Here is an 18,586-nt window from a genome sequence, read left to right on the forward strand (position 1 = left end):
GTCGGTGCCGGCCTGACGCTAAGACCTCAACCAAACTTGACGTCAAGGCGGTTCGGGTATCCGGCAGATGGGGGCAGATGGGGACCGCTCCAGGATCGGGGGTGAGACATCTCCGGGCGCTCACGGCATCTACAGAGGAGCGGGCGTTCCGGCGGCTCTCGTCAGGGGTGGGTTCTGCTGTTCGTGCCCGTCCGCCCGTACCCGGTGGGCGGGTTCGGACGCCCGTGCGGGCGATCCTCACTCACCGCACCGGGAAGCCGAAGGAGTAGCCCTCCTGCTTCAGCCAGGGCAGCACCTCGCGCAGGGCGGCCAGGGTCTGGGAGCGTTCCCCTCCCGCGTCGTGGAAGAGGACGGTCGGCCCGTTGGAGATCTCGCTCTTGACGGTGGCGACCATGGTGTCCACGCCGGGGTGCTCGAAGTCCTTGGTGTCGACGTTCCAGCCCAGCGGCCGCATGCCCCGGGACGCGGCGAGATGACGGCTGTACGGGGTGAAGGCACCGCCCGGGGCCCGGTAGTACTGCGGCCGGACGCCTCCGGATGCCTTGGTGATCATGCGTTCGGCGTCGAGGATCTGCTGGCGCTGGTAGGCCTCGGACTTGGTGTCCATGGCGGTGTCGTGCGAGACGGTGTGGTTGCACAGCCGGTGTCCGTCTGCCACAACGGCCTTGACCAGGTCCGGGTACGCCTCGGCCTGCGTGCCGACCATGCAGAACGTGGCCTTCACGCCGCTGTCCTTCAGCAGTTCCAGCACCTGCGGCGTCCAGACCGGGTCCGGTCCGTCGTCGATGGTGATGTTGACACCCTTGGCACCGCGGTCCGATGCGTGCGCGATGTCCTCCGCGACCTTGGCCACCTGGTCCTGCGGCTGGGCCTCCGGCGCCGAGGCGCTCGCTTGAGGCCTTCCTCCGGCGGGGTCGGCCTGGGCGGTCCACACCGAGGCGGCAGCGGCCACCGCCGTCACCCCGAGCGCCGCTGCGAGGAGCCGGCTGTGCCATGCCCTTCCCTTGTGCTTCGCCATGTCCGCCCGCCCCTTTGCTGCCTCCGCCGATGCCGTGCACCCATGAAGACACACGAACACCCCAGCAAGATCCCCCGGTTACCGTTCGCGGACGAACCTGCAGGGGGCCGGCGACAAACACAGGAGTTCCGCGACAGAGGAGGGCCCCCTTCCGCGGCCACGCCCCGTCCGGACACCGTCGCCGCGGAACCCGAGGCGCCCGACCACGCGGAACGCCCGCCCACGCGGAACGCCCGCCCACGCGGAACGCCCGGCTGGGAGGTACCAGCCGGGCGTTCTGGCTGAGCCGCTGACATCAGCCGCTTGACCAGCAGGTTGCTACGCCCTCTTGAATTCGCTACCGGGAAGGGGGCTCATGCCGCCGGCGTGGCTTCTAAGCCACCGGCTCAGATCGTCGGTGTGTCATCGACGATCTCCTTGTGCGGTTCGACAATGAACTTCCAGCCCTCGCTGGGCTCCAGGAACCGCACGCGGGTCGGGTAGATGTCCAGGGCGCGGCGGTCGCGGTTCTGGCTGTTGTTCTTCCGGCCCCGGACCGGCTCCTCGTAGAGGTCGATCTTGACGTCCGGGACGGCGACGACTTCCTCGCTCCAGCGCTGGACGACCCCCGCGCCGAACGCGTCCCGGGCGGCGGAGTAGAGGGCCCCGAGGGCCTCCGTGTTCCCGTTGGGCACGAAGAGAGCAAGGTTCAGGAGGACACCGGCGCTCTGGATGACCTCGATTTCCTCCCCCGCCGTGTCCGCGATCCAGATACCGCCTTCTTCGGCATTGTCCGGGAGGACGTGGACTTCCTCGCCGAAGACCGTCCTCGCCGCGAAGGACCCTCCCTCGAAGTTCTTACCCGGCTCCGTCAGGAAAGCCGGGGCGTAGCAGTCGAGAGGAAGGCCCTCCATCCCTGCCGAGACGAAGATGCCGTCCTGAAGGCCCAACTCCGAAATTTCTTCGGCCGTAAGACGTCGAGCCGTAACCTTCTCAGTGTGCACGCCATTCCCCTTTTAATCGTGGCGTCCGGTGAATTCATCAATACTCTACCACGAAAATGATCAACGACTTGCTGTCGTACATGTCTTCACGATCACGACACTACGGGCCAATCAGTCGGGTTAATCCCTTCCGGGAGAGAGGGCGGAAGGCTCCTCCCGCATCACCTCCGCACGGTGGTACACACAGAGCAATGCGGCGGCTCCATTCAGGAGGTGATCCCCTCGCTTCAGCGCTGCTTTCGACGACGAAGTCGGCCGCCAAGCAGCAGTCACCGGGAGTTCCCACGCGATGACCGCGCCGCCGACTACGAGCCGTGTGGACACGGCACGGGCGGCTCTCCGGCGGCCCGGCGGTCCGGCGAAGGCTGTCTTCGGAGCGACGGCGGAACCGACCGCGCCACCGGCCGGCCGGCACATCTGCGGAGCCGTATGCGTAAACAGCGAATCGGCAACAGCGAATCGGCAAGGTCGGCAGCGGTGGCGTCCTCCGAACAAAAGAGGAGGGCGGCAGGCCCGTCGCCCGACATGGGGCAGAAGCTCGGACCGTGGAACGCACAACACCGGAGCCGGAACGGATATCATCCGTCACGTCATCTCGCGGGAGCATTCCGGCTCCGAGTTCGCGGCAGCCGGTCGACGAACATCGCCCCACGCGATGCGCGCATGTACGAGTCCGACGCGAGCCGCAGCGTTCCCGATCCTCTCGGACTCCCCCTGGACAGAATACGCCGGCACTCCGACCAGTAGTGAAGAAACGACATCCGGATTCGTATATCACCGAGATGCGCACCCTCAATCCCAGAATGGGATGAATCGCCACGACGGAAAGTGAGAATCTTGTGCGAATTACGGAGATCGAGATCGTCACGGCGAAATGAAACGCCGTCCTCGACTCCCGAGACGACTCGCGCCACCTACCCGGTGCATCTCCCGCGTCGACTCGGAGTACGGACCTCCCCGCCTCTGTCCGTAGACATCGTTTGCCTGTGAACACGGTCGGCTCTTCCCCGGCCCGGTCACGCGGCGGGAGCGGCTTCTTCCGGACGCCTTCCGGACCGGCCGGGGTGTTCCAGGTCCCGGCGGGGGTCGCGGCCGCGCAGAGTGGTCCGTATGACGACACCCGCAGAGCTGCTCCGCTCCCTCGCCCGTACCCGCGCCTCGCTCGACGGCGAGGAGGTCACATACTGGTGGTCCGGAGACGTGTACTCCTGGGCCCCCGACCAGCCCTACCAGCGGCTCTTCGGTTTCGAAGGGCTCAACGTCGCCCGTCTGGCGCAGGACCCCGAGGCCGGCCCCGACTCCTACCAACTGCTCACCCGTGAGGCCGCCTTCTACCTGGACCCCGTCACCCGGGAGATCCTGGAGACCTGGCAGGACCTGCCGGTGGTCCACGTCTGGAACGACCCGGCGAACCAGAAGTGGCGCCCTTTCCCGGTTCCGACGACCGAACTCGGCGGACAGGTCTGCTTCAGCCTGGAGATCCCGCTCGCCTACCCCTCGCCGCTGCCGGTCGCCCAGTACCCCGTCCACTCGTCCGGTGACACGTACAAGGCCCTGGAGCTCTTCCAGTTCTTCGCCGACCGTACCGACCTGGCCGGTCCGGCCCCCGGTGTCCCGGCCACCATGTCGTGGACCCGGATGTCCCCGTGGCTCCCGTGGATGGCCCGCGGCCAGGCGCCCGGCGGCCTCACCTTCCACTGCCGGGGCCGCAAGCTGGGCTCGTACGCCGAGGTCCCCGAGCGCACCCGTGCCTACATCGCCGACCGTCACCCGGAGTTCGCCCACGCCCCGGAGGCGTGGAGCGAGCCGAACGAGACCAGTTGGACGTACTTCCGCAGGCTCCATCCACCGAGGTAGCCGCCGGGCTTCCCTTCACCACCGGCCCGTCCCGTCCCGGCCGACGCCCCGGCCTGGAGGGGACTTCCGCCGACGCCGGTCCCCACCAGGCCCAGCGACCCGGTCACTCGGTGACGGTGAAGGGTGTGTCCGCCCGCTTGTCGCTGTCCAGCCCCTTGACCTCGATCGACTTCTGCGAGCGGTCCGCGTAGGTCGGGGGAACCTTGATCTCCGCGACGAAGCCACCTTCGTCGGAGGCCGTGACGTCCCGGAGGTCCCAGCTCGCGGCGTAGGCGCCGTTGAACGTGATCCGTACGCGCTCGTCCGCCGCGAAGCCCGAGCCGGTGAGGGTGATCTTCGAACCCGCCGGGCCGCTGTCCGGGGTCGCCTCGATCCGGGCGTTCGCCGACACCTCCGGGGCCGGGCTCTCGACGGGCAGGGTCTGGACCGGCTGCGCCTCCGACGGTTCCTCGGACGGGGACTCCGAGGTGGACGTGGACGGGGAGGCCGAGCTGATCGACTCCTGGGTGGAGGTGACCGCGGCCGGGCCGGGTTGCGCGGCGGGCCTGTCGTCGCCGCCCACCGCCACAGCCGTGATGACCGCGGCCACGACGGTGGCCGCGGCAGTGACCAGTGCCGCCGTCACCGCGCCCCTGTTCGTCCCGCCGTGCGGGACGGCGGGCGCGTTGGCCGGCGGAGGCGGTACCGAGGGGAGCGGCGGGTGCGCCGGGGGCGGAGGCGGGGGATGTGCGCCGGGTGAGTGGCCCACGCCGCCGGGTTCGGACACCGTGCAACCTCCAGAGTCAGTGGCCTGATCGGCTGATAACTCTAGCGACTATGACGGGTCGTCAACTCACTAATTAACGCCCGCTATTGGTCTCCATGCACGTCCCGGCGTCGCGGCCGAGTCCGGGTCGCGGCAGAAGGGCTGCTTCGACCGGCGCCGCGGAAGCGCGCGAACCCCCACGGGCCCGCGACGGCCGGCTGAGCCGTGCGGTGTGCCGCCCGAGCACGGTCCGGGGCGGGCGGACCGGCCCGCGGGCGAGAGGCACACACCGCCCCTCGCCCGTGGGCGGGGCCCTCCACCGCCGGCCACCGGTCCGTGCGTGACCGACGGTGGCCGCCTCCCGCGCGCCTACCGCACTCCGGTCGGCGCGTGTCGGCACAGGTCACGGCCGCGACCTGCACGGATACCCCACGCCCCCCCCCAGGCCCCGGGGCCCGATCACGTCACGACGTCACGACGTCACACAGCCGATCGTCCCCGCCGGGAAGTTGTTGCCCGACGAATTGGCGGTGAATCCGAAGGTGACACTGCCGTCCGGGGCGATCACCCGGTTGTGGTCCACGTTGCGCACGGTCACGGTCCCGTCCGACCCGGTCGACAGCGTGCCGTTCCAGACGGAGTTGATCTGTGTGCCCGTACCGAGCTTCCACTGGACGGCCCAGCCGTTGCGAGGCTCCGTACCGTGGTTCATGACCTCGACGGACGCCTGGAAGCCACCGTTCCAGGAGCTCTCGACGTTGTACACGGCCATGCAGGAACCGGTGTGCTCAGGGTCCGTCGGCGTCGGGGTGGGAGTCGGGGTCGGCGTGCCGTTGCCGGAGTCGCCGATGCCGGTCACCTCGCCCTTGCCACCGTCGAAGACGATGTCCGAGCAGGAGAAGAAGTTCTCCTGGCTGTCCGAGCGCACCCACTGGATGAACATCAGCGCGTCACCGGAGCGGCCCGAGGGGAGCGTCAGGTCCCAGTAGTAGTGGCCGCCGTTGGCGCCCGGCGAGCCCTGCTGCGGCGGGTTGGAGACGGTCTGCACCAACTGGAGGTCGTTCCAGCCCAGCGCGGACGTGGGCGACCACGACGGCTTGGTGACGTACACCCGGAAGTCACCCGGGTGGGCGGCCCAGTTGCTGTACTGGAGCTGGATCCCGGCACCGGAGGTCAGGTGCGTCCTGGGCCAGTCGGCGCGTGCGGCGTTGTAGGCGGAGAAGTCGTACGGGGAGCGGTCACCGGCGCTGCACAGCGTGCCGTCCGGCACGTAACCGGCGCCACGCCCGCCCGCGTTGGAGTCGAGCACGGCGAACCAGTTGTACAGCGCGTTCGCGCCACTCTTGCTCAGTGCGTCCCGGCAGGCCGGGTTCGTCGGGTTCAGGGCGCCGGTACCGCTGAGGGCGTCCACCTGACACAGATAGGTGCGCGAGCCCGGCATCATCGCGACACCGTGGGCCTCCGCCTTGCCCTGCCAGAGGGCGGTGAGGCCTAAGGCGCCGAGCAGGGTGGCCAGCACCGCTGCCAGGGAGATGAGTCTGCTGCGTCCAGCCATGGAGGGAAGTCTCCTTTTCCGAAGAGGTGCGACGAGTCGTCGGAGGCATTGCGTAGCGGTGTGCCCGAGGTCCGGGAGCCTGGTCCGTTCGCGGGTGCGGGCGAGGTGTCGTCCGCGCCTTCGGAGTGGGAGCGCTCCCATCATTCGGCTTGGGACGGACTGTAGAAGCGAATCGTGTACCTGACAAGACTGTGCGCAGCGGACCCTCGAAGGAATTCCGGGACCCTCACGTGAGGCCCGGTCCCGGCCCGCCCCCCGGCCCCCTCACGCGCTTCCGCTTCCGCCTCCGCGCCCCGCCCCCGTCACCCGCCGGGGCCGCACGGCGCGGAGCCGGCTCCGGCGGCTCACGGGCGCACGTCCAGGCGGTCGACGAGTGCGCGCAGGGCCCGGAGTTCGGTGTCGAGCGCCTGCGCGCCGTCCCGGGTGAGGGTGATCCACGTACGGGGGCGGCGGCCCGCGTACCCCTTCTCCAGGGTGATCAGTCCCGAGTCCTCCAGCACCTTCAGATGCCGGGAGAGGTTGCCGTCGGTGACGGCCAACTGCTTCTTCAGGAAGCCGAAGTCGACGCGCTCCACCTCGCGGGCGACGGCGAGGACACCGAGCCGTACGCGCTGGTGGACGGTGTCGTCCAGCGCCCGGGTCGGATGCGGGTTCTCGTGATCGTCCCGCGCTGCCGGCGGGTCCTCGACGCTCATGGAACGACGGTACGCGGGACGTCGGCGACCGGTCCGGTCCGCCGCCGGGCCGCCGCCCGCAGGACCAGGCCGGGGACCAGCAGGACCGCTGCCAGCAGGAGCGCCTTGGTCCCCGGTCCGTCGAGCGCGCCCGGCTGCGCGGGATGGACCCAGGGGAGCCACCCCGTGCCCCAGGAGGCGCCCAGATACCCGGTGAGGAGCAGGGCGTGCGCCACCCCGGCCGCCGCCGTGGCCCAGCTGCGCTCGGTCAGACCGAGAGCGAGAAGGCCGATGCCGACCAGGTACCACGGAGTGGCGTACGTGGCCTCCAGCATTTCCACCTCCCAGGGCTGGTTCCGGCCGAACAGGAGCGCTCCCAGAGCCGCCGCGACCGCCACGGCGGCGACCGCGACGGCACCGGCCCATCCCCACAGCCGGGGGACGACGCCCCGCTTCTCGCCGCGCACCCGGTACCAGCGGGCACAGACGATCCACGCGAGGGGAAGCAGCGCGAACCAGACTCCCCACCCCGCGAAGCGCAGGACCGCCCCGTCGAACTCGCCCTGGAGGCACGGGGTTCCGGGCTCGTGGACCACACACAGCCCCGTCAACTCCGCGTAGGCGAAGGCCGGGTAGGAGGCGACGTAGCGGCCGTGCGCACCGAAGTTGTACGCGTACTCGGCGATCGGCGCGGCCGCCAGCGCCAGGAGACCGAACCCGAGCAGGGGAACCCACGAACCGTTCACCTGCGTACGGGTCCTGGCCCGCAGGCCTTCCGTCGCCGCCAGCAGACCGGCCGCACGCTCCCCGGCCCCGAACGCGTCCGGGCCGCTCGTCGCGGATGTCTCCATGGATGTCCCCCGGTGGTCGTTCTCCTACGTGGACACGCGGCCGGTACGTGGCCGGTACGCGGTAGGCCGCCGGACCGGCGGCACCACCAACTTTGCGTCACAAAGTACATGGCGGTCAAGAGCGAGCAGGGACCCGAGCGAGGACGCGGACGGGGGCGGGGAGCGAGGACGCGGGCGGGAAACACTCCACCCAGGGTGGATACATATCTGTGCCCGCCGGATGAGAAAGGGGAATGACGCGCGATGAAGATATTCGAAACGACGGACCAGGCATAATTCAGTACCACGCGGAGCCGATCTCACCGTGGTACTGTCGAAGTCAGTTGCAGTTGTGGTTCCCAAAAACTCCAAGTGCTTCTACGGCGGTTCCCATCGCCGAGGAGCGCTTTTGTATGTCCGGTCATCCACCGGTCGGGGCGATCATCACGCGACACGGATTCCGCACAGTGCGGATTCCGGGCACAGCCCCGAAGGAGATTTGACATGGCATCTGGCACCGTGAAGTGGTTCAACTCGGAAAAGGGTTTCGGTTTCATCGAGCAGGACGGTGGCGGCGCTGACGTGTTCGCCCACTACTCGAACATCGCCGCCCAGGGCTTCCGTGAGCTCCAGGAAGGCCAGAAGGTGAACTTCGACATCGCGCAGGGCCAGAAGGGCCCGACGGCGGAGAACATCGTTCCCGCCTGATCAGACGCGCAGCACGAGCTGGGGCCCGCACCTTGGGTGCGGGCCCCGGCTCGTTTCGTTCGAGGGCGCCTTCCGACCGCGTCCGCCCTCGCGCCCCGCCCCGCGGCGGCGGCCCCCGCCCGACCCGGCGGACCCCCACCCGGGCGGCCCGGCACCCTGTGTTCCGTACGAGATCGTGCTCCGGAACCAGGCCCCGCCCAGAGGACTTCACGCATCCGGACCGGGACGCCGATTCCTCCACCGGCCGGACCCGCTTTCTTTTTCGCCCAGGCTTTCGCTTCCGATTTTCTTCCGGCCCGCCTGGCTTCTGTTCTCACTTTCGTTCCGGCTCGTTCTCGCGATTCGCCGTGCTGCTCATTCGCTGCGGGAATACCTTGATACGTGCCTCGTCGAGGAAGGTTCCGCATGAACCGCACGCGTACGAACCGCAGCACCCGCACGAACAGTAATCGCACGGATGACCGCTCCTCCCGGACCCGTGGGGACGGCGGCCGTTCCGGCGCTTCCCGGCCGGGCGGCAACGGTCGCCGGTCCGCCCCGGTGCGGGGCGAGTTCGCGCTCCCGAAGACCGTCACCCCCGCACTGCCCGCCGTCGAGGCCTTCGCCGATCTCGGCATGCCCGAACAGCTTCTCGCCGCGCTCGGGGCCGAGGGCGTGACCGTACCGTTCCCGATCCAGGGGGCGACCCTGCCCAACACCCTCGCGGGCCGTGACGTCCTCGGCCGTGGCCGGACCGGCTCCGGCAAGACACTGGCCTTCGGGCTGGCGCTGCTCGCCCGTACCGCCGGGCGGCGCGCCGAGCCCCGGCAGCCGCTCGCCCTGGTTCTCGTCCCCACCCGCGAGCTGGCCCAGCAGGTGACCGACGCGCTCACGCCGTACGCCCGTTCCGTCCGGCTGCGGCTGGCCACCGTCGTCGGCGGGATGTCGATCGGCAGGCAGGCCGGTGCGCTGCGCACCGGTACGGAGATCGTCATCGCGACGCCCGGCCGGCTCAAGGACCTCATCGACCGTGGCGACTGCCGGCTGGACCAGGTGGACATCACCGTCCTGGACGAGGCCGACCAGATGGCCGACATGGGCTTCATGCCGCAGGTCACGGCGTTGCTCGACCAGGTCCGCCCGGGGGGCCAGCGCATGCTGTTCTCCGCGACCCTGGACCGCAACGTCGATCTGCTGGTCCGCCGCTACCTGACCGATCCGGTCGTGCACTCCGTCGACCCCTCGGCCGCCACGGTCACGACGATGGAACACCACGTCCTGCATGTGCACGGCTCCGACAAGCACGCCACGACGACCGAGATCGCGGCGCGCGAGGGCCGGGTGATCATGTTCCTGGACACCAAGCACGCCGTCGACCGGCTGACCCAGGACCTGCTGAACAGCGGGGTGCGGGCCGCCGCGCTGCACGGCGGCAAGTCACAGCCGCAGCGCACCCGCACCCTGACGCAGTTCAAGTCCGGGCACGTCACGGTGCTGGTCGCCACGAACGTTGCCGCACGCGGCATCCACGTCGACCACCTCGACCTGGTCGTCAACGTCGATCCGCCGACCGACCACAAGGACTACCTGCACCGGGGCGGCCGTACCGCCCGCGCCGGGGAGTCCGGCAGCGTCGTCACCCTGGTCACCCCCGGCCAGCGCCGGGCCGTGACCCGGCTCATGTCGGACGCCGGTATCCGGCCGCTGGTCACCCAGGTCCGTTCCGGCGAGGCCGAGTTGAGCCGGATCACCGGCGCCCAGGCACCTTCCGGTGTACCGGTCGTGATCGCCGCCCCGGTCACCGAGCGGCCCAGGCGCGCCGGCGCGTCACGCCCCCGGCGCGGGCGCCCCGCGCAGTCCGCGCGCCGCGCCGCGACGCCGCGGCGTCCCGCCTTCGACCCGGCGGCCTGAGACCGTGTCCCTGACGTCCGTCCCCGTAGGAGGCGCCTTGTGACATCGCTTCAGACGCGACCGCAGCCGGCGGGGTCCCGCTTCCCCGACGCATCGGGAGCGTGCCGTCCCGGAGGTCGGGGACGGCACGACCGTCGAGGTGGCCCTCGCGCCGTCACCGTCTGAACCGCGCTCCCGGCTCCGTACCCCCTCTACCCGCTGTGAGGCATCATGCGCTGTGTCATCGCCCGTTTCCCGTTCGATCTGACCAAGGGCGGCGTGCTGGAATCGATGCGGTCGGTCAAGCCCGAGCCGATCACCGGTGAGTCCGTGACCATCGGCCGCCGTCAGTACCCCGCCAAGCAGGTGGGCGAGGTCGTCACCCGCCAGGACCGCCGGGACTTCAGCGCCGGTGAGGTCATCCGGGCCATGACCCTCCTCGGGTTCACCTGCCACACGCTGCCCGCGGCCGCGCCGGCGCGGGCCCTCAGCCCGCTGGAGCGGGCCTCCGCAGACCTCGGCACGCCCACCGGCTGACCCCGCCCGCCCGGCGCGGCCGGGTGCCCGGCAGACGACGAGGGCCCGGCCACCTGGTGTGGCCGGGCCCTCGCGGTGTGCCGGAGCGCCGCCCGGCGGGCAGCGCTCCGGCGCTCGCGTCCGACAGGTCAGTGGTAGCTGAAGTCCCCCATGGTCCAGGCGCTCACGTCCTCGATCGAGACCCGGTACATCCCGCCCGTCTCGGGGATGCCCACCGTGCCCTGGAGGATGCGTGCGACGTGGAAGTGCAGATGTGTGGGCGGCCCTTCCGCGGGGCCGCGGGCGGTGAAGGCCTTCGCGAACTCGCCCAGCTGGGCCGAGTCCGTCAGCACCTCCGACACCCGCTGCCGCCAGACCGCTTCCGGGGCCAGCCGGCCGGTGATGACCGCGCCACCGGTGACGACGGTCAAGGACATCTGATTGCTTTGCCCGGACTCCACCATGGCGGCGACGTCGACGAGCAGTTCGTCAGGCTGTGACATGACAGCGGATTCTATCCGGCGGGTCCACCGGCGTCCGGGGCGCACCGGCCTCGCCCCCGCGCCGCTCGCCCTCCGGCGCACCGGACACCACCGCCGCCGCCGCGGCGCACCGGCCGCGCCCTGTCTTCCCTCCAGCGTGCGAAACCGGACGTCGGCCGGTCACCGGTACCGGGGGATGGTGTTGTATTCCTTTCGGGGCCCCGGTGCCGTACGGCGTCGAGGCCCCCGACACGCGTCCCCCACGAAGAGGTGCAGATGACAGCGGAAAGTCCGCTCGGCGGCAGGCTCGACGACGACGACTACCCCGCCTACACGATGGGCAGGGCGGTCGAGATGCTCGGCACCACCGCCGGTTTCCTCCGCGCCCTCGGGGAGGCCAGGCTCATCACCCCGCTCCGCTCCGAGGGCGGCCACCGGCGTTACTCCCGGTATCAGCTGCGGATCGCGGCCCGCGCCCGGGAACTCGTCGACCAGGGCACCCCGATCGAGGCCGCCTGCCGCATCATCATCCTTGAGGACCAGCTCGAAGAGGCCCAGCGCATCAACGCCGAGTACCGGGCGGCGGCGGGCGGAACGGACACCGGCACCGGCACGGACGCGGGCACCGGCACCGGCACCGGAACCACCGGCTGAGCACGGCCCCGTACCCCTCCCCGGCGGACCCCGCCACCCTCGCCGTCCTCGCCGCCCCGGCCCGGCGAGGGTCCGCCCCCGCCCGGAAAACCACCGCCCCGGCCGGGACCGCTGCGCTACAGTCGTAGGGTCCTGTCGTCTCCGATAGAGGTGGACGTTGCGCATCTGAGGTCCGCGATCATCGCGCGGTACGGCTCCTGCCGTGACCCGTCACGCCGCCGCCGGCTTTCCGGCCGCCCCGTGACCCCCGCGTGGATGCGACCTCGGTGCCCTGCCCGTCCCCGGCCTCCGGAGACCGGACGCACCCCCCGTTCCTCACCTGGCCCGGTCGCCGCGTGGTGCTCGCATACGAAGCCCCTGTTCACACGCTGACGCCTGCGAGGATCACCATGTCCCAGCCACTCGCCCCCGCCACCTCCCTCACCTGCTCCGCGCTGTCCTTCCGGTGGCCGGACGGCACCGAGGTCTTCGACGGCCTGTCCCTCACCGTGGGCCACGGCCGCACCGGCCTCGTCGGCACCAACGGCTCCGGGAAGTCCACCCTGCTGCGGCTGCTGGCCGGCCGGCTGCGGCCCTCGGCGGGATCGGTCACCGTCGGCGGCCGCCTCGCCTACCTGCCGCAGAACCTCACCCTGGACACCTCGCTCCGGGTGGACGCGGCCCTCGGCATCGCCGAGCGGCGGGCCGCGCTGCGCGCCATCGAGTCCGGGGACGCCGCCGTCGAGCACTTCGAGACGCTCGGCGACGACTGGGACGTCGAGGAGCGCGCGCTGGCGACGCTCGGCACGCTCGGCCTCGACGGCATCGGCCTGGACCGCACCGTCGGTCAGCTGTCCGGCGGCGAGAGCGTGCTGCTGCGCCTGGCCGCCCTGCTGCTGGAACGCCCCGACGTCCTGCTCCTCGACGAGCCGACCAACAACCTCGACGTGTTCGCGCGCCGCAGACTGTACGAGGCCGTCGACTCCTGGCGCTCCGGCATCCTCCTCGTGGTCAGCCACGACCGTGACCTGCTGGAACGCGTCGACCGCATCGCCGACCTGCGCGCCGGCTCGGTGAGCTGGTACGGCGGCGGCCACTCCGCGTACGAGGAGGCGCTGGCCACGCAGCAGGAGGCCGCCGGACGGATGCTGCGGGCCGCCGAGTCCGACGTGCGCCGGCAGAAGCGCGAGCTGGAGGAGGCCCGGACCAAGGTCGCCCGGCGGCAGCGCCACAACAAGAAGATGGACGCCCAGAACCGCGCCCCGAGGATCGTCGCGGGCGCGCACAAGCGGTCGTCGCAGGAGGCGGCGGGCAAGCTCAAGGGCCTGCACGAGGACCGCCTCCAGGAGGCACGGGAGCGGCTCGACGAGGCCTCCGACGCGATCCGCGACGACGCCGAGATCCGGGTGCGGCTCCCGCACACGGCCGTCCCGGCGGGCCGTACGGTCCTCACCGTGGAGGGGCTGCGGCCCCGCTTCGGCGCACTGCGCGAGGGCTCTCTCCAGGTACGGGGTCCCGAGCGCGTCGCGCTGATCGGCCGCAACGGCGCCGGCAAGACGACGCTGCTGCGCACGCTCACCGGGGAGCTGGCCCCACGGGAGGGCCAGGCGAGGACGTTCGTACCGCTGAGGTTCCTGCCCCAGCGTCTGGACGTGCTGGACGACGCCCTCGGCGTCGCGGCGAACGTCTCGCGGGCGGCGCCCGGGGTCCCCGACAACCAGATCCGTGCCCAGCTCGCCCGCTTCCTGTTCAAGGGGGCGCGCGCCGAGCAGCCGGCGGGGACCCTCTCCGGTGGCGAGCGCTTCCGCGCGGCCCTCGCCTCGGTACTGCTCGCCGAACCGGCTCCGCAACTGCTGATGCTGGACGAGCCGACCAACAATCTGGATCTGGCCAGTGTCCGGCAGCTGACGACTGCGCTGGAGGCTTACGAGGGCGCGCTCGTGATCGCCGGGCACGACCTCGGCTTCCTCGAATCGGTCGGCATCACCCGGTGGCTGCTCGTCGGCGAGGAGCTGACGGAGACCACGGCGGAGGAGGTGCGCGACCTGCTGGAATCCCCCAGCGCGCGCGACTGAGGGCGGGCCGGGTGTGTACTGGGAGGCGGAGGCGCGCACCACGGCCGTCCTCCCACCGGCAACGGATGCGGATCTTCCCCATGTATCCACGTCACGGACCGAAGAATCTTCCCCGGGCCTTCGCGGGCGCCGCCGTCCTCGTGCTGGCGGCGGCCGGCCCGGCCGCCGCCGGCGCCCCGCAGCCGCCCGCCCCGGTGGCCGCCGCCCCGGCCCCGTCGCCGACACCGGCCCCCGCGGACCGCACCGATCCACGCACCGCGACCGCGACCCTGGACATCCCGGCCATCGGCGTCGGCGGTCTGCGGGTCGTCCCGTACAAGGGCACCCCGGACGACCGGCCGGGCACCCGCGTCCAGGACCGCGGCGAGGCCGCCAGCCCGTACGGCGAGCGGGGCGGGGTAGGCCCGGGTGAGAAGGGCAACTACCTGGTGACCGCCCACCGGATCGTCGCCGGCGGCCCGCTGCGCGAGCTGCCCTCGCTGGACACGGGCGACTCCGTCTTCGTCACGCAGGGCGGCACGGTGTACGAGTACCGGATCACCGGGACCCGTACGACGTCCTTCCGCTCCGAACGCTCCCTGGCAGCCCAGCGGGCCGAGGTGCCGGGTGCTCCGGGCGAGAAGCCCACCAAGGCGATGATCACCGTGTCGACCTGCGCGACCCCGGAGGACGACGCGGCCGGGAACCACTGGCGCGACGGCAACGACAACCCGGAGCACCGGATCGACAAGATCGGCGTCCTGGTCGCCTCGAAGCCCTCCTGACCACGGCTCCCCCGGCCTGTCAGACCTCGTCCTGTCAGACCTCGTCCTGTCAGGCCTCGTCGGGCAGCTCCAGCCAGCGGGACGTGCCCGGTTCGACGACGTACGTCTGTCCGTCCAGCCGGACACGGACCGCGGGACGGCCCGAGTCCGGCACGGCGATCCTGAGCCGCTCGGTCCGCAGCCGCAGGTCCACGTCCCAGTGCCGCCGGAAGCGCAGGCGCACCCGGAACTTCGACAGCTGGGGCACCAGGGCCGGGCTGAGCCAGAGGGCGTCGTCGCGGATCTCCAGGCCCGTCAGCCCGCGCTGGACGAGGTCGAGGGTGCCGGCCATCGCACCGAGGTGGATGCCCTCCTCCGTCGTACCGCCCTGGAGGTCCGCCACGTCCCCGGTCAGCGCCTCCTCGCAGTGGCGCCACGCGTCGTCGCGGTTGACCCGGGCCAGTACCAGGGCGTGGACGAGGGAGCTGAGCGTGGATCCGTGGCTGGTGCGGGCCGCGTAGTAGTCGACGGTGTCCCGCCAGGTCGCGTCGTCGAGTTCGTACCCCAGGCCCTGGAAGAGGGAGGCGAGTTCGCGGGGCGAGAAGATGTAGCCGAGCATCAGCACGTCGGCCTGTTTGGACGCCTGGTAGCGGTTGACGGTGTCGCCCTCGGCCTCCAGGATCCGGTCCAGCCGCCGGATGTCCCCGTACCGGGCCCGGTAGCCGTCCCAGTCGAGTTCGGCCAGCTCCCCGTACCCGGCGAACTGGCTGATGACGCCGCGGTGCCAGGGCACGTGCAGCCGGCGGGAGATGTCCTCCCAGCGCTCCCGCTCGGCGGGGTCCGCCCCGACCTGCTCGAACAGCTGCCGGCATCTGTTCTCGGGCAGGTCGCGGCAGAGGTCACCCGCCCGTGCCAGCACCCAGGCCGCCATCACGTTGGTGTACGTGTTGTCGTCGAGGCCCGGCCGCTCGGCGTCCGGATAGGCGTCGTGGTATTCGTCGGGCCCCATCACGCCCCGGATGCGGTACCGCTCCAGGGACTCGTCCCACTCGGCGCTGTCGGCCCAGAAGCGGGCGACCTGGAGCAGGGTCTCCGCCCCGTTGCCGTACAGGTAGTCGGTGTCGCCGGTGGCCTGGCAGTACTGCCACACGTTGTAGGCGACGGCCGAGCCGACGTGGTGCTGGAGGTGCGAGTGGTCCGGCAGCCAGCGTCCCGAGTTCGGGTTGAGGTGGAGCTGCTGGGTCTCCTCGCGTCCCTCGTCGGCGCTCTGCCACGGGAACATGGCGCCGACCCGCCCCGCCGCACGCGCGGCCCGGCAGGCGGCGGGCAGCCGCCGGTGCCGGTAGTCGAGCAACGCCCGTGACACCTCCGGGAGATGGAGGTTCAGGAAGGGCAGGACGAACAGCTCGTCCCAGAACACATGGCCCCGGTACGCCTCCCCGTGCAGCCCCCGGGCCGGTACGCCGACGTCGAGTTCGGCGGTGTGCGGGGAGAGCGTCTGGAGCACGTGGAACAGGTGCAGCCGCAGGATGCGCCCCGGTTCGCCCGGCACCTCGAGACGGGCCTGCTGCCACAGGTCGGACCAGGCCGTGTGGTGCGAGGCCAGCAGCGGCGGGTACGCCGGGGCGCGGCCCACCGCGGAGACGGCGGCCCGCAGCGGGCTGCCGATGGCCGGGTCACGGGAGGTGTAGAGCGCGACGGTCTTGTCCACGACGGCCGGGGAGCCGGGGGCGATCGGCAGCAGGAGGGTCTGCCGGGTGCCCCGGGCCAGCAGTTCGGGGGCGGCCCGGTGCTCGCCGCCGTTCTGCCCCGGCCCGCAGGCAGCCACCGTACGGGCGGCCAGGGCGATGCCGATGTCCGACTCCACGGTGCGGCACCGCAGCCACACGGTGGAGCCGTGCTCCGTACCCGTCTCCCAGGCGGTCAGATGGCGGTCGGCCAGGTCCCGGTAGCGGGGCACCCCCCGGTTGCGTACGTCGCCGTCGAGTGCGGCCACCACCTCCAGCTCCCCCGACCAGCCCTCGGCGGTGAACACCGTGTGCAGCGCGGCGAGATGGGGGTCGCCCATGTGCACCAGGCGGTCCTGTTCCACGGTGAGCCGGCGGCCGAACGCGTCCTCGTAGACGGACCGGCGGCTCAGGGTGCCGCCCCGCAGGTCGAGCCACTGCCGGTGCTCGACGAGGGACGGGTGGTCGGGGTGCAGCCAGGGTCCGGGCGAGGTGTCGGCGGGCCGCAGGCGGTAGCGCAGCGGCAGCCAGTTGGGCAGGTTGACCAGGTCCTCGTTCTCCACGTCCCGGCCCTGGACGTCGGAGACCAGCCGGTTGTAGCAGCCCGCCACATAGGTGCCCGGGTAGTGCGACTCGCCCGCGTGCGTCTCGGGGGCTGCGCCCCGGGTCGCGAAGTAGCCGTTGCCCAGGGTGCACAACGCCTCGCGCAGACGTTCCTTCGCCGGTTCGTACCCCTCGTACGCCCAGGTCCAGTCCGGTCGTGCCATCAGCCGGCCTCCCAGCCGGGCAGCAGCTCCCCGGGGTCGGCCACGACGGCGTCCGCTCCGTGCCGCCGCAGGTCGTCGGCGCTGTCGTCCGTCTCCGTGCGGTCCGCTCCCACCACCTCCTGGGGTGAGCGGCCGTCCACAGGGCGCCGGTGGTCGTCTCTCCCGTCGGGGCGGGCGTCGGGTGCCTTCTTCCTGGCCGCAGCGCGTCTTGGGGTGGAATCGGTGATCACTCCGTCGGTGTCGAAGACGACGGCGCGAACGGTTCGCGGGGCGCCGACCGGGGACGATGAGGCTGCCATGGACCGGACCCCCGGGTGAGAAGTCGGAGTGGGGCGCTGTGCCGCGGTGCTGTCCACCCCGCCACGGAGCTTCCGGGCGCGGGGCCGGTACCGGGTGTCAGCGGTAAGGGCTTCGGTCGTGCGGGCTTCGGTCGTACGGGCGTCAGGCGTACGGGCTTCGGTCGTACGGGCGTCAGGTGAACCGCGTCAGGCGTACGGGCGTCAGGCGGTGAGCTGGAGGATCTGGCCGGGGTAGATGAGGTCCGGTCCCTCGTCCAGCAGTGAGCGGTTCAGCTCGTACAGGGCGTCGGTGCCGCCGTGGGTCTGGGCGCGCTCGGCGATCACGGAGAGGCAGTCGCCCGGTTCGACGACATAGGTCTCGTCACCGACGAGGTCGTGGGGGTAGGTGACCGCGGCGCTGCCGGAGTCGTCGGCGTGGCTCGTGGAGGCGTTCTCGGAACCGCCGGTCGCACCGGTCGAACCGTGCGAACCGCTCGTGCTGCCGGAGGACTGCTTCTCCGGAGTGGCCTGGACGGTGCCGCCGGACGAGGAGCCGCCGTTCGCCCCGAGCCGGCCGCAGGTCGGCCAGGCGCCCATGCCTTGCGAGCGGGCGACGCGTTCTCCGACGGCGATCTGTTCCGAGCGGGTCGCGAGGTCGGCGCGGGGTGCGTACTGTCCGCCGCCGTAGGCCCGCCAGGTGGAGGGCGAGAACTGGAGCCCGCCGTGGTAGCCGTTGCCGGTGTTGATGTTCCAGCGGCCGCCGCTCTCGCACTGGGCGATGCGGTCCCAGTCGGTGCCCGCCGTGACGGTGGGGAAGAGGACGGCGCGGGCGGGGGCCGCCTGCGAGACCTGCGAGGGCGCGGCCTGGGCCGGGACGGCGGCGGCGCTGCGGCCGGAGAGGCCCAGCACGCTCAGGAGGATGAGCAGAAGAGCGAGCGCGGCTTCGACGGGCCGCTTGGCGAGGGGTGATGCCGGCATGACGGTATTCCTCCGCTGTGCTCCAGAAGGTGTGCTCGGGCACGAACAGATAAGCCGCCAGTATGGTTTTCAGGTGGCTGCGACGCGTCCGCGGACCGTCATTTCACCCAGGTGGTGGCCCGGCCGGAACACGTCCCGGGCCCGTCCG

Annotated in this window: 17 protein-coding genes; 7 read left to right on the forward strand and 10 right to left on the reverse strand. The window is 71.4% G+C overall.

Features of this window, described 5'->3' with window-relative positions; all coding sequences use genetic code 11:
* Positions 1–241: 241 nt before the first annotated feature.
* A complete protein-coding gene (locus tag B9S64_RS15445) occupies positions 242–1,018 on the reverse strand; it encodes a polysaccharide deacetylase family protein (RefSeq protein WP_103492372.1) in 777 nt (258 codons plus the stop codon).
* A 386-nt stretch (positions 1,019–1,404) separates the two neighbouring features.
* A complete protein-coding gene (locus tag B9S64_RS15450; protein WP_103492373.1) occupies positions 1,405–2,001 on the reverse strand; it encodes a hypothetical protein in 597 nt (198 codons plus the stop codon).
* A 1,110-nt stretch (positions 2,002–3,111) separates the two neighbouring features.
* Between B9S64_RS15450 and B9S64_RS15455 the strand changes: the two genes are divergently transcribed.
* On the forward strand, positions 3,112–3,858 hold the full coding sequence (locus B9S64_RS15455) for a DUF1838 family protein (protein ID WP_103492374.1): 747 nt from the start codon (positions 3,112–3,114) through the stop codon (positions 3,856–3,858).
* 103 nt (positions 3,859–3,961) lie between these two features.
* Here B9S64_RS15455 and B9S64_RS15460 read toward each other — a convergent pair whose 3' ends face one another.
* The 4 genes from B9S64_RS15460 to B9S64_RS15475 form a co-directional block, all read right to left on the reverse strand.
* Positions 3,962–4,483 (reverse strand): IPT/TIG domain-containing protein, encoded by a 522-nt coding sequence (locus B9S64_RS15460; protein WP_103492375.1) that lies wholly within the window; start codon positions 4,481–4,483, stop codon positions 3,962–3,964.
* A gap of 592 nt (positions 4,484–5,075) precedes the next feature.
* Positions 5,076–6,158: a lytic polysaccharide monooxygenase gene (locus tag B9S64_RS15465; protein WP_103492376.1), complete on the reverse strand. Its 1,083-nt coding sequence runs from the start codon at positions 6,156–6,158 to the stop codon at positions 5,076–5,078.
* Between the two features lie 344 nt (positions 6,159–6,502).
* Entirely contained in the window at positions 6,503–6,853 is a 351-nt protein-coding gene (locus tag B9S64_RS15470; RefSeq protein WP_103492377.1) for a transcriptional regulator, read from the reverse strand.
* Complete coding sequence (locus B9S64_RS15475) at positions 6,850–7,683, reverse strand: hypothetical protein (RefSeq protein ID WP_181012361.1); 834 nt, start codon at positions 7,681–7,683, stop codon at positions 6,850–6,852. Before B9S64_RS15475 ends, B9S64_RS15470 begins: the two co-directional genes overlap by 4 nt.
* A gap of 483 nt (positions 7,684–8,166) precedes the next feature.
* On the opposite strand from B9S64_RS15475, the gene B9S64_RS15480 reads away from it, so the two are divergent.
* The 3 genes from B9S64_RS15480 (at position 8,167) to B9S64_RS15490 (ending at position 10,776) form a co-directional block, all read left to right on the forward strand.
* Positions 8,167–8,370 carry a cold-shock protein gene (locus B9S64_RS15480; protein WP_103492378.1) on the forward strand — a complete coding sequence of 68 codons (204 nt, stop codon included), beginning with the start codon at positions 8,167–8,169 and terminating at the stop codon, positions 8,368–8,370.
* Between the two features lie 405 nt (positions 8,371–8,775).
* A complete protein-coding gene (locus B9S64_RS15485) occupies positions 8,776–10,260 on the forward strand; it encodes a DEAD/DEAH box helicase (RefSeq protein WP_109492058.1) in 1,485 nt (494 codons plus the stop codon).
* A gap of 210 nt (positions 10,261–10,470) precedes the next feature.
* Positions 10,471–10,776 (forward strand): SCO5918 family protein, encoded by a 306-nt coding sequence (locus tag B9S64_RS15490; protein ID WP_103489505.1) that lies wholly within the window; start codon positions 10,471–10,473, stop codon positions 10,774–10,776.
* A gap of 128 nt (positions 10,777–10,904) precedes the next feature.
* On the opposite strand, the gene B9S64_RS15495 is transcribed toward B9S64_RS15490, so the two are convergent.
* On the reverse strand, positions 10,905–11,258 hold the full coding sequence (locus tag B9S64_RS15495) for a hypothetical protein (protein ID WP_028441530.1): 354 nt from the start codon (positions 11,256–11,258) through the stop codon (positions 10,905–10,907).
* A 255-nt stretch (positions 11,259–11,513) separates the two neighbouring features.
* Here B9S64_RS15495 and B9S64_RS15500 point away from each other — a divergent pair, with 255 nt between their 5' ends.
* From B9S64_RS15500 to B9S64_RS15510, 3 genes are all read left to right on the forward strand, one after another.
* Positions 11,514–11,891: a MerR family transcriptional regulator gene (locus tag B9S64_RS15500; protein ID WP_103489504.1), complete on the forward strand. Its 378-nt coding sequence runs from the start codon at positions 11,514–11,516 to the stop codon at positions 11,889–11,891.
* Between the two features lie 389 nt (positions 11,892–12,280).
* Positions 12,281–13,945: an ABC-F family ATP-binding cassette domain-containing protein gene (locus B9S64_RS15505; RefSeq protein ID WP_103489503.1), complete on the forward strand. Its 1,665-nt coding sequence runs from the start codon at positions 12,281–12,283 to the stop codon at positions 13,943–13,945.
* 80 nt (positions 13,946–14,025) lie between these two features.
* Complete coding sequence (locus tag B9S64_RS15510; RefSeq protein ID WP_109492225.1) at positions 14,026–14,709, forward strand: class E sortase; 684 nt, start codon at positions 14,026–14,028, stop codon at positions 14,707–14,709.
* A gap of 49 nt (positions 14,710–14,758) precedes the next feature.
* Here B9S64_RS15510 and B9S64_RS15515 read toward each other — a convergent pair whose 3' ends face one another.
* The 3 genes from B9S64_RS15515 to B9S64_RS15525 form a co-directional block, all read right to left on the reverse strand.
* Positions 14,759–17,182: a glycoside hydrolase family 65 protein gene (locus B9S64_RS15515; RefSeq protein WP_103490714.1), complete on the reverse strand. Its 2,424-nt coding sequence runs from the start codon at positions 17,180–17,182 to the stop codon at positions 14,759–14,761.
* On the reverse strand, positions 17,182–17,481 hold the full coding sequence (locus tag B9S64_RS35415; RefSeq protein WP_103490715.1) for a hypothetical protein: 300 nt from the start codon (positions 17,479–17,481) through the stop codon (positions 17,182–17,184). Before B9S64_RS35415 ends, B9S64_RS15515 begins: the two co-directional genes overlap by 1 nt.
* Before the next feature lie 201 nt (positions 17,482–17,682).
* The gene (locus tag B9S64_RS15525; protein ID WP_103490716.1) at positions 17,683–18,438 is read right to left on the reverse strand and encodes a transglycosylase family protein; all 756 of its coding nucleotides are present in this window, start codon (positions 18,436–18,438) and stop codon (positions 17,683–17,685) included.
* Positions 18,439–18,586: the final 148 nt, after the last annotated feature.

The sequence above is a fragment of the Streptomyces sp. SM18 genome, assembly GCF_002910775.2.
GTDB lineage: Bacteria > Actinomycetota > Actinomycetes > Streptomycetales > Streptomycetaceae > Streptomyces > Streptomyces halstedii.

Coding starts and splice junctions, on each gene's coding strand:
- B9S64_RS15445 (WP_103492372.1), bottom strand. CDS start 1,018: ATGGCGAAGCACAAGGGAAGGGCATGGCACAGCCGGCTCCTCGCAGCG.
- B9S64_RS15480 (WP_103492378.1), top strand. CDS start 8,167: ATGGCATCTGGCACCGTGAAGTGGTTCAACTCGGAAAAGGGTTTCGGT.
- B9S64_RS15475 (WP_181012361.1), bottom strand. CDS start 7,683: ATGGAGACATCCGCGACGAGCGGCCCGGACGCGTTCGGGGCCGGGGAG.
- B9S64_RS15525 (WP_103490716.1), bottom strand. CDS start 18,438: ATGCCGGCATCACCCCTCGCCAAGCGGCCCGTCGAAGCCGCGCTCGCT.
- B9S64_RS15455 (WP_103492374.1), top strand. CDS start 3,112: ATGACGACACCCGCAGAGCTGCTCCGCTCCCTCGCCCGTACCCGCGCC.
- B9S64_RS15500 (WP_103489504.1), top strand. CDS start 11,514: ATGACAGCGGAAAGTCCGCTCGGCGGCAGGCTCGACGACGACGACTAC.
- B9S64_RS15495 (WP_028441530.1), bottom strand. CDS start 11,258: ATGTCACAGCCTGACGAACTGCTCGTCGACGTCGCCGCCATGGTGGAG.
- B9S64_RS15465 (WP_103492376.1), bottom strand. CDS start 6,158: ATGGCTGGACGCAGCAGACTCATCTCCCTGGCAGCGGTGCTGGCCACC.
- B9S64_RS15470 (WP_103492377.1), bottom strand. CDS start 6,853: ATGAGCGTCGAGGACCCGCCGGCAGCGCGGGACGATCACGAGAACCCG.
- B9S64_RS15505 (WP_103489503.1), top strand. CDS start 12,281: ATGTCCCAGCCACTCGCCCCCGCCACCTCCCTCACCTGCTCCGCGCTG.
- B9S64_RS35415 (WP_103490715.1), bottom strand. CDS start 17,481: ATGGCAGCCTCATCGTCCCCGGTCGGCGCCCCGCGAACCGTTCGCGCC.
- B9S64_RS15515 (WP_103490714.1), bottom strand. CDS start 17,182: ATGGCACGACCGGACTGGACCTGGGCGTACGAGGGGTACGAACCGGCG.
- B9S64_RS15490 (WP_103489505.1), top strand. CDS start 10,471: ATGCGCTGTGTCATCGCCCGTTTCCCGTTCGATCTGACCAAGGGCGGC.
- B9S64_RS15485 (WP_109492058.1), top strand. CDS start 8,776: ATGAACCGCACGCGTACGAACCGCAGCACCCGCACGAACAGTAATCGC.
- B9S64_RS15510 (WP_109492225.1), top strand. CDS start 14,026: ATGTATCCACGTCACGGACCGAAGAATCTTCCCCGGGCCTTCGCGGGC.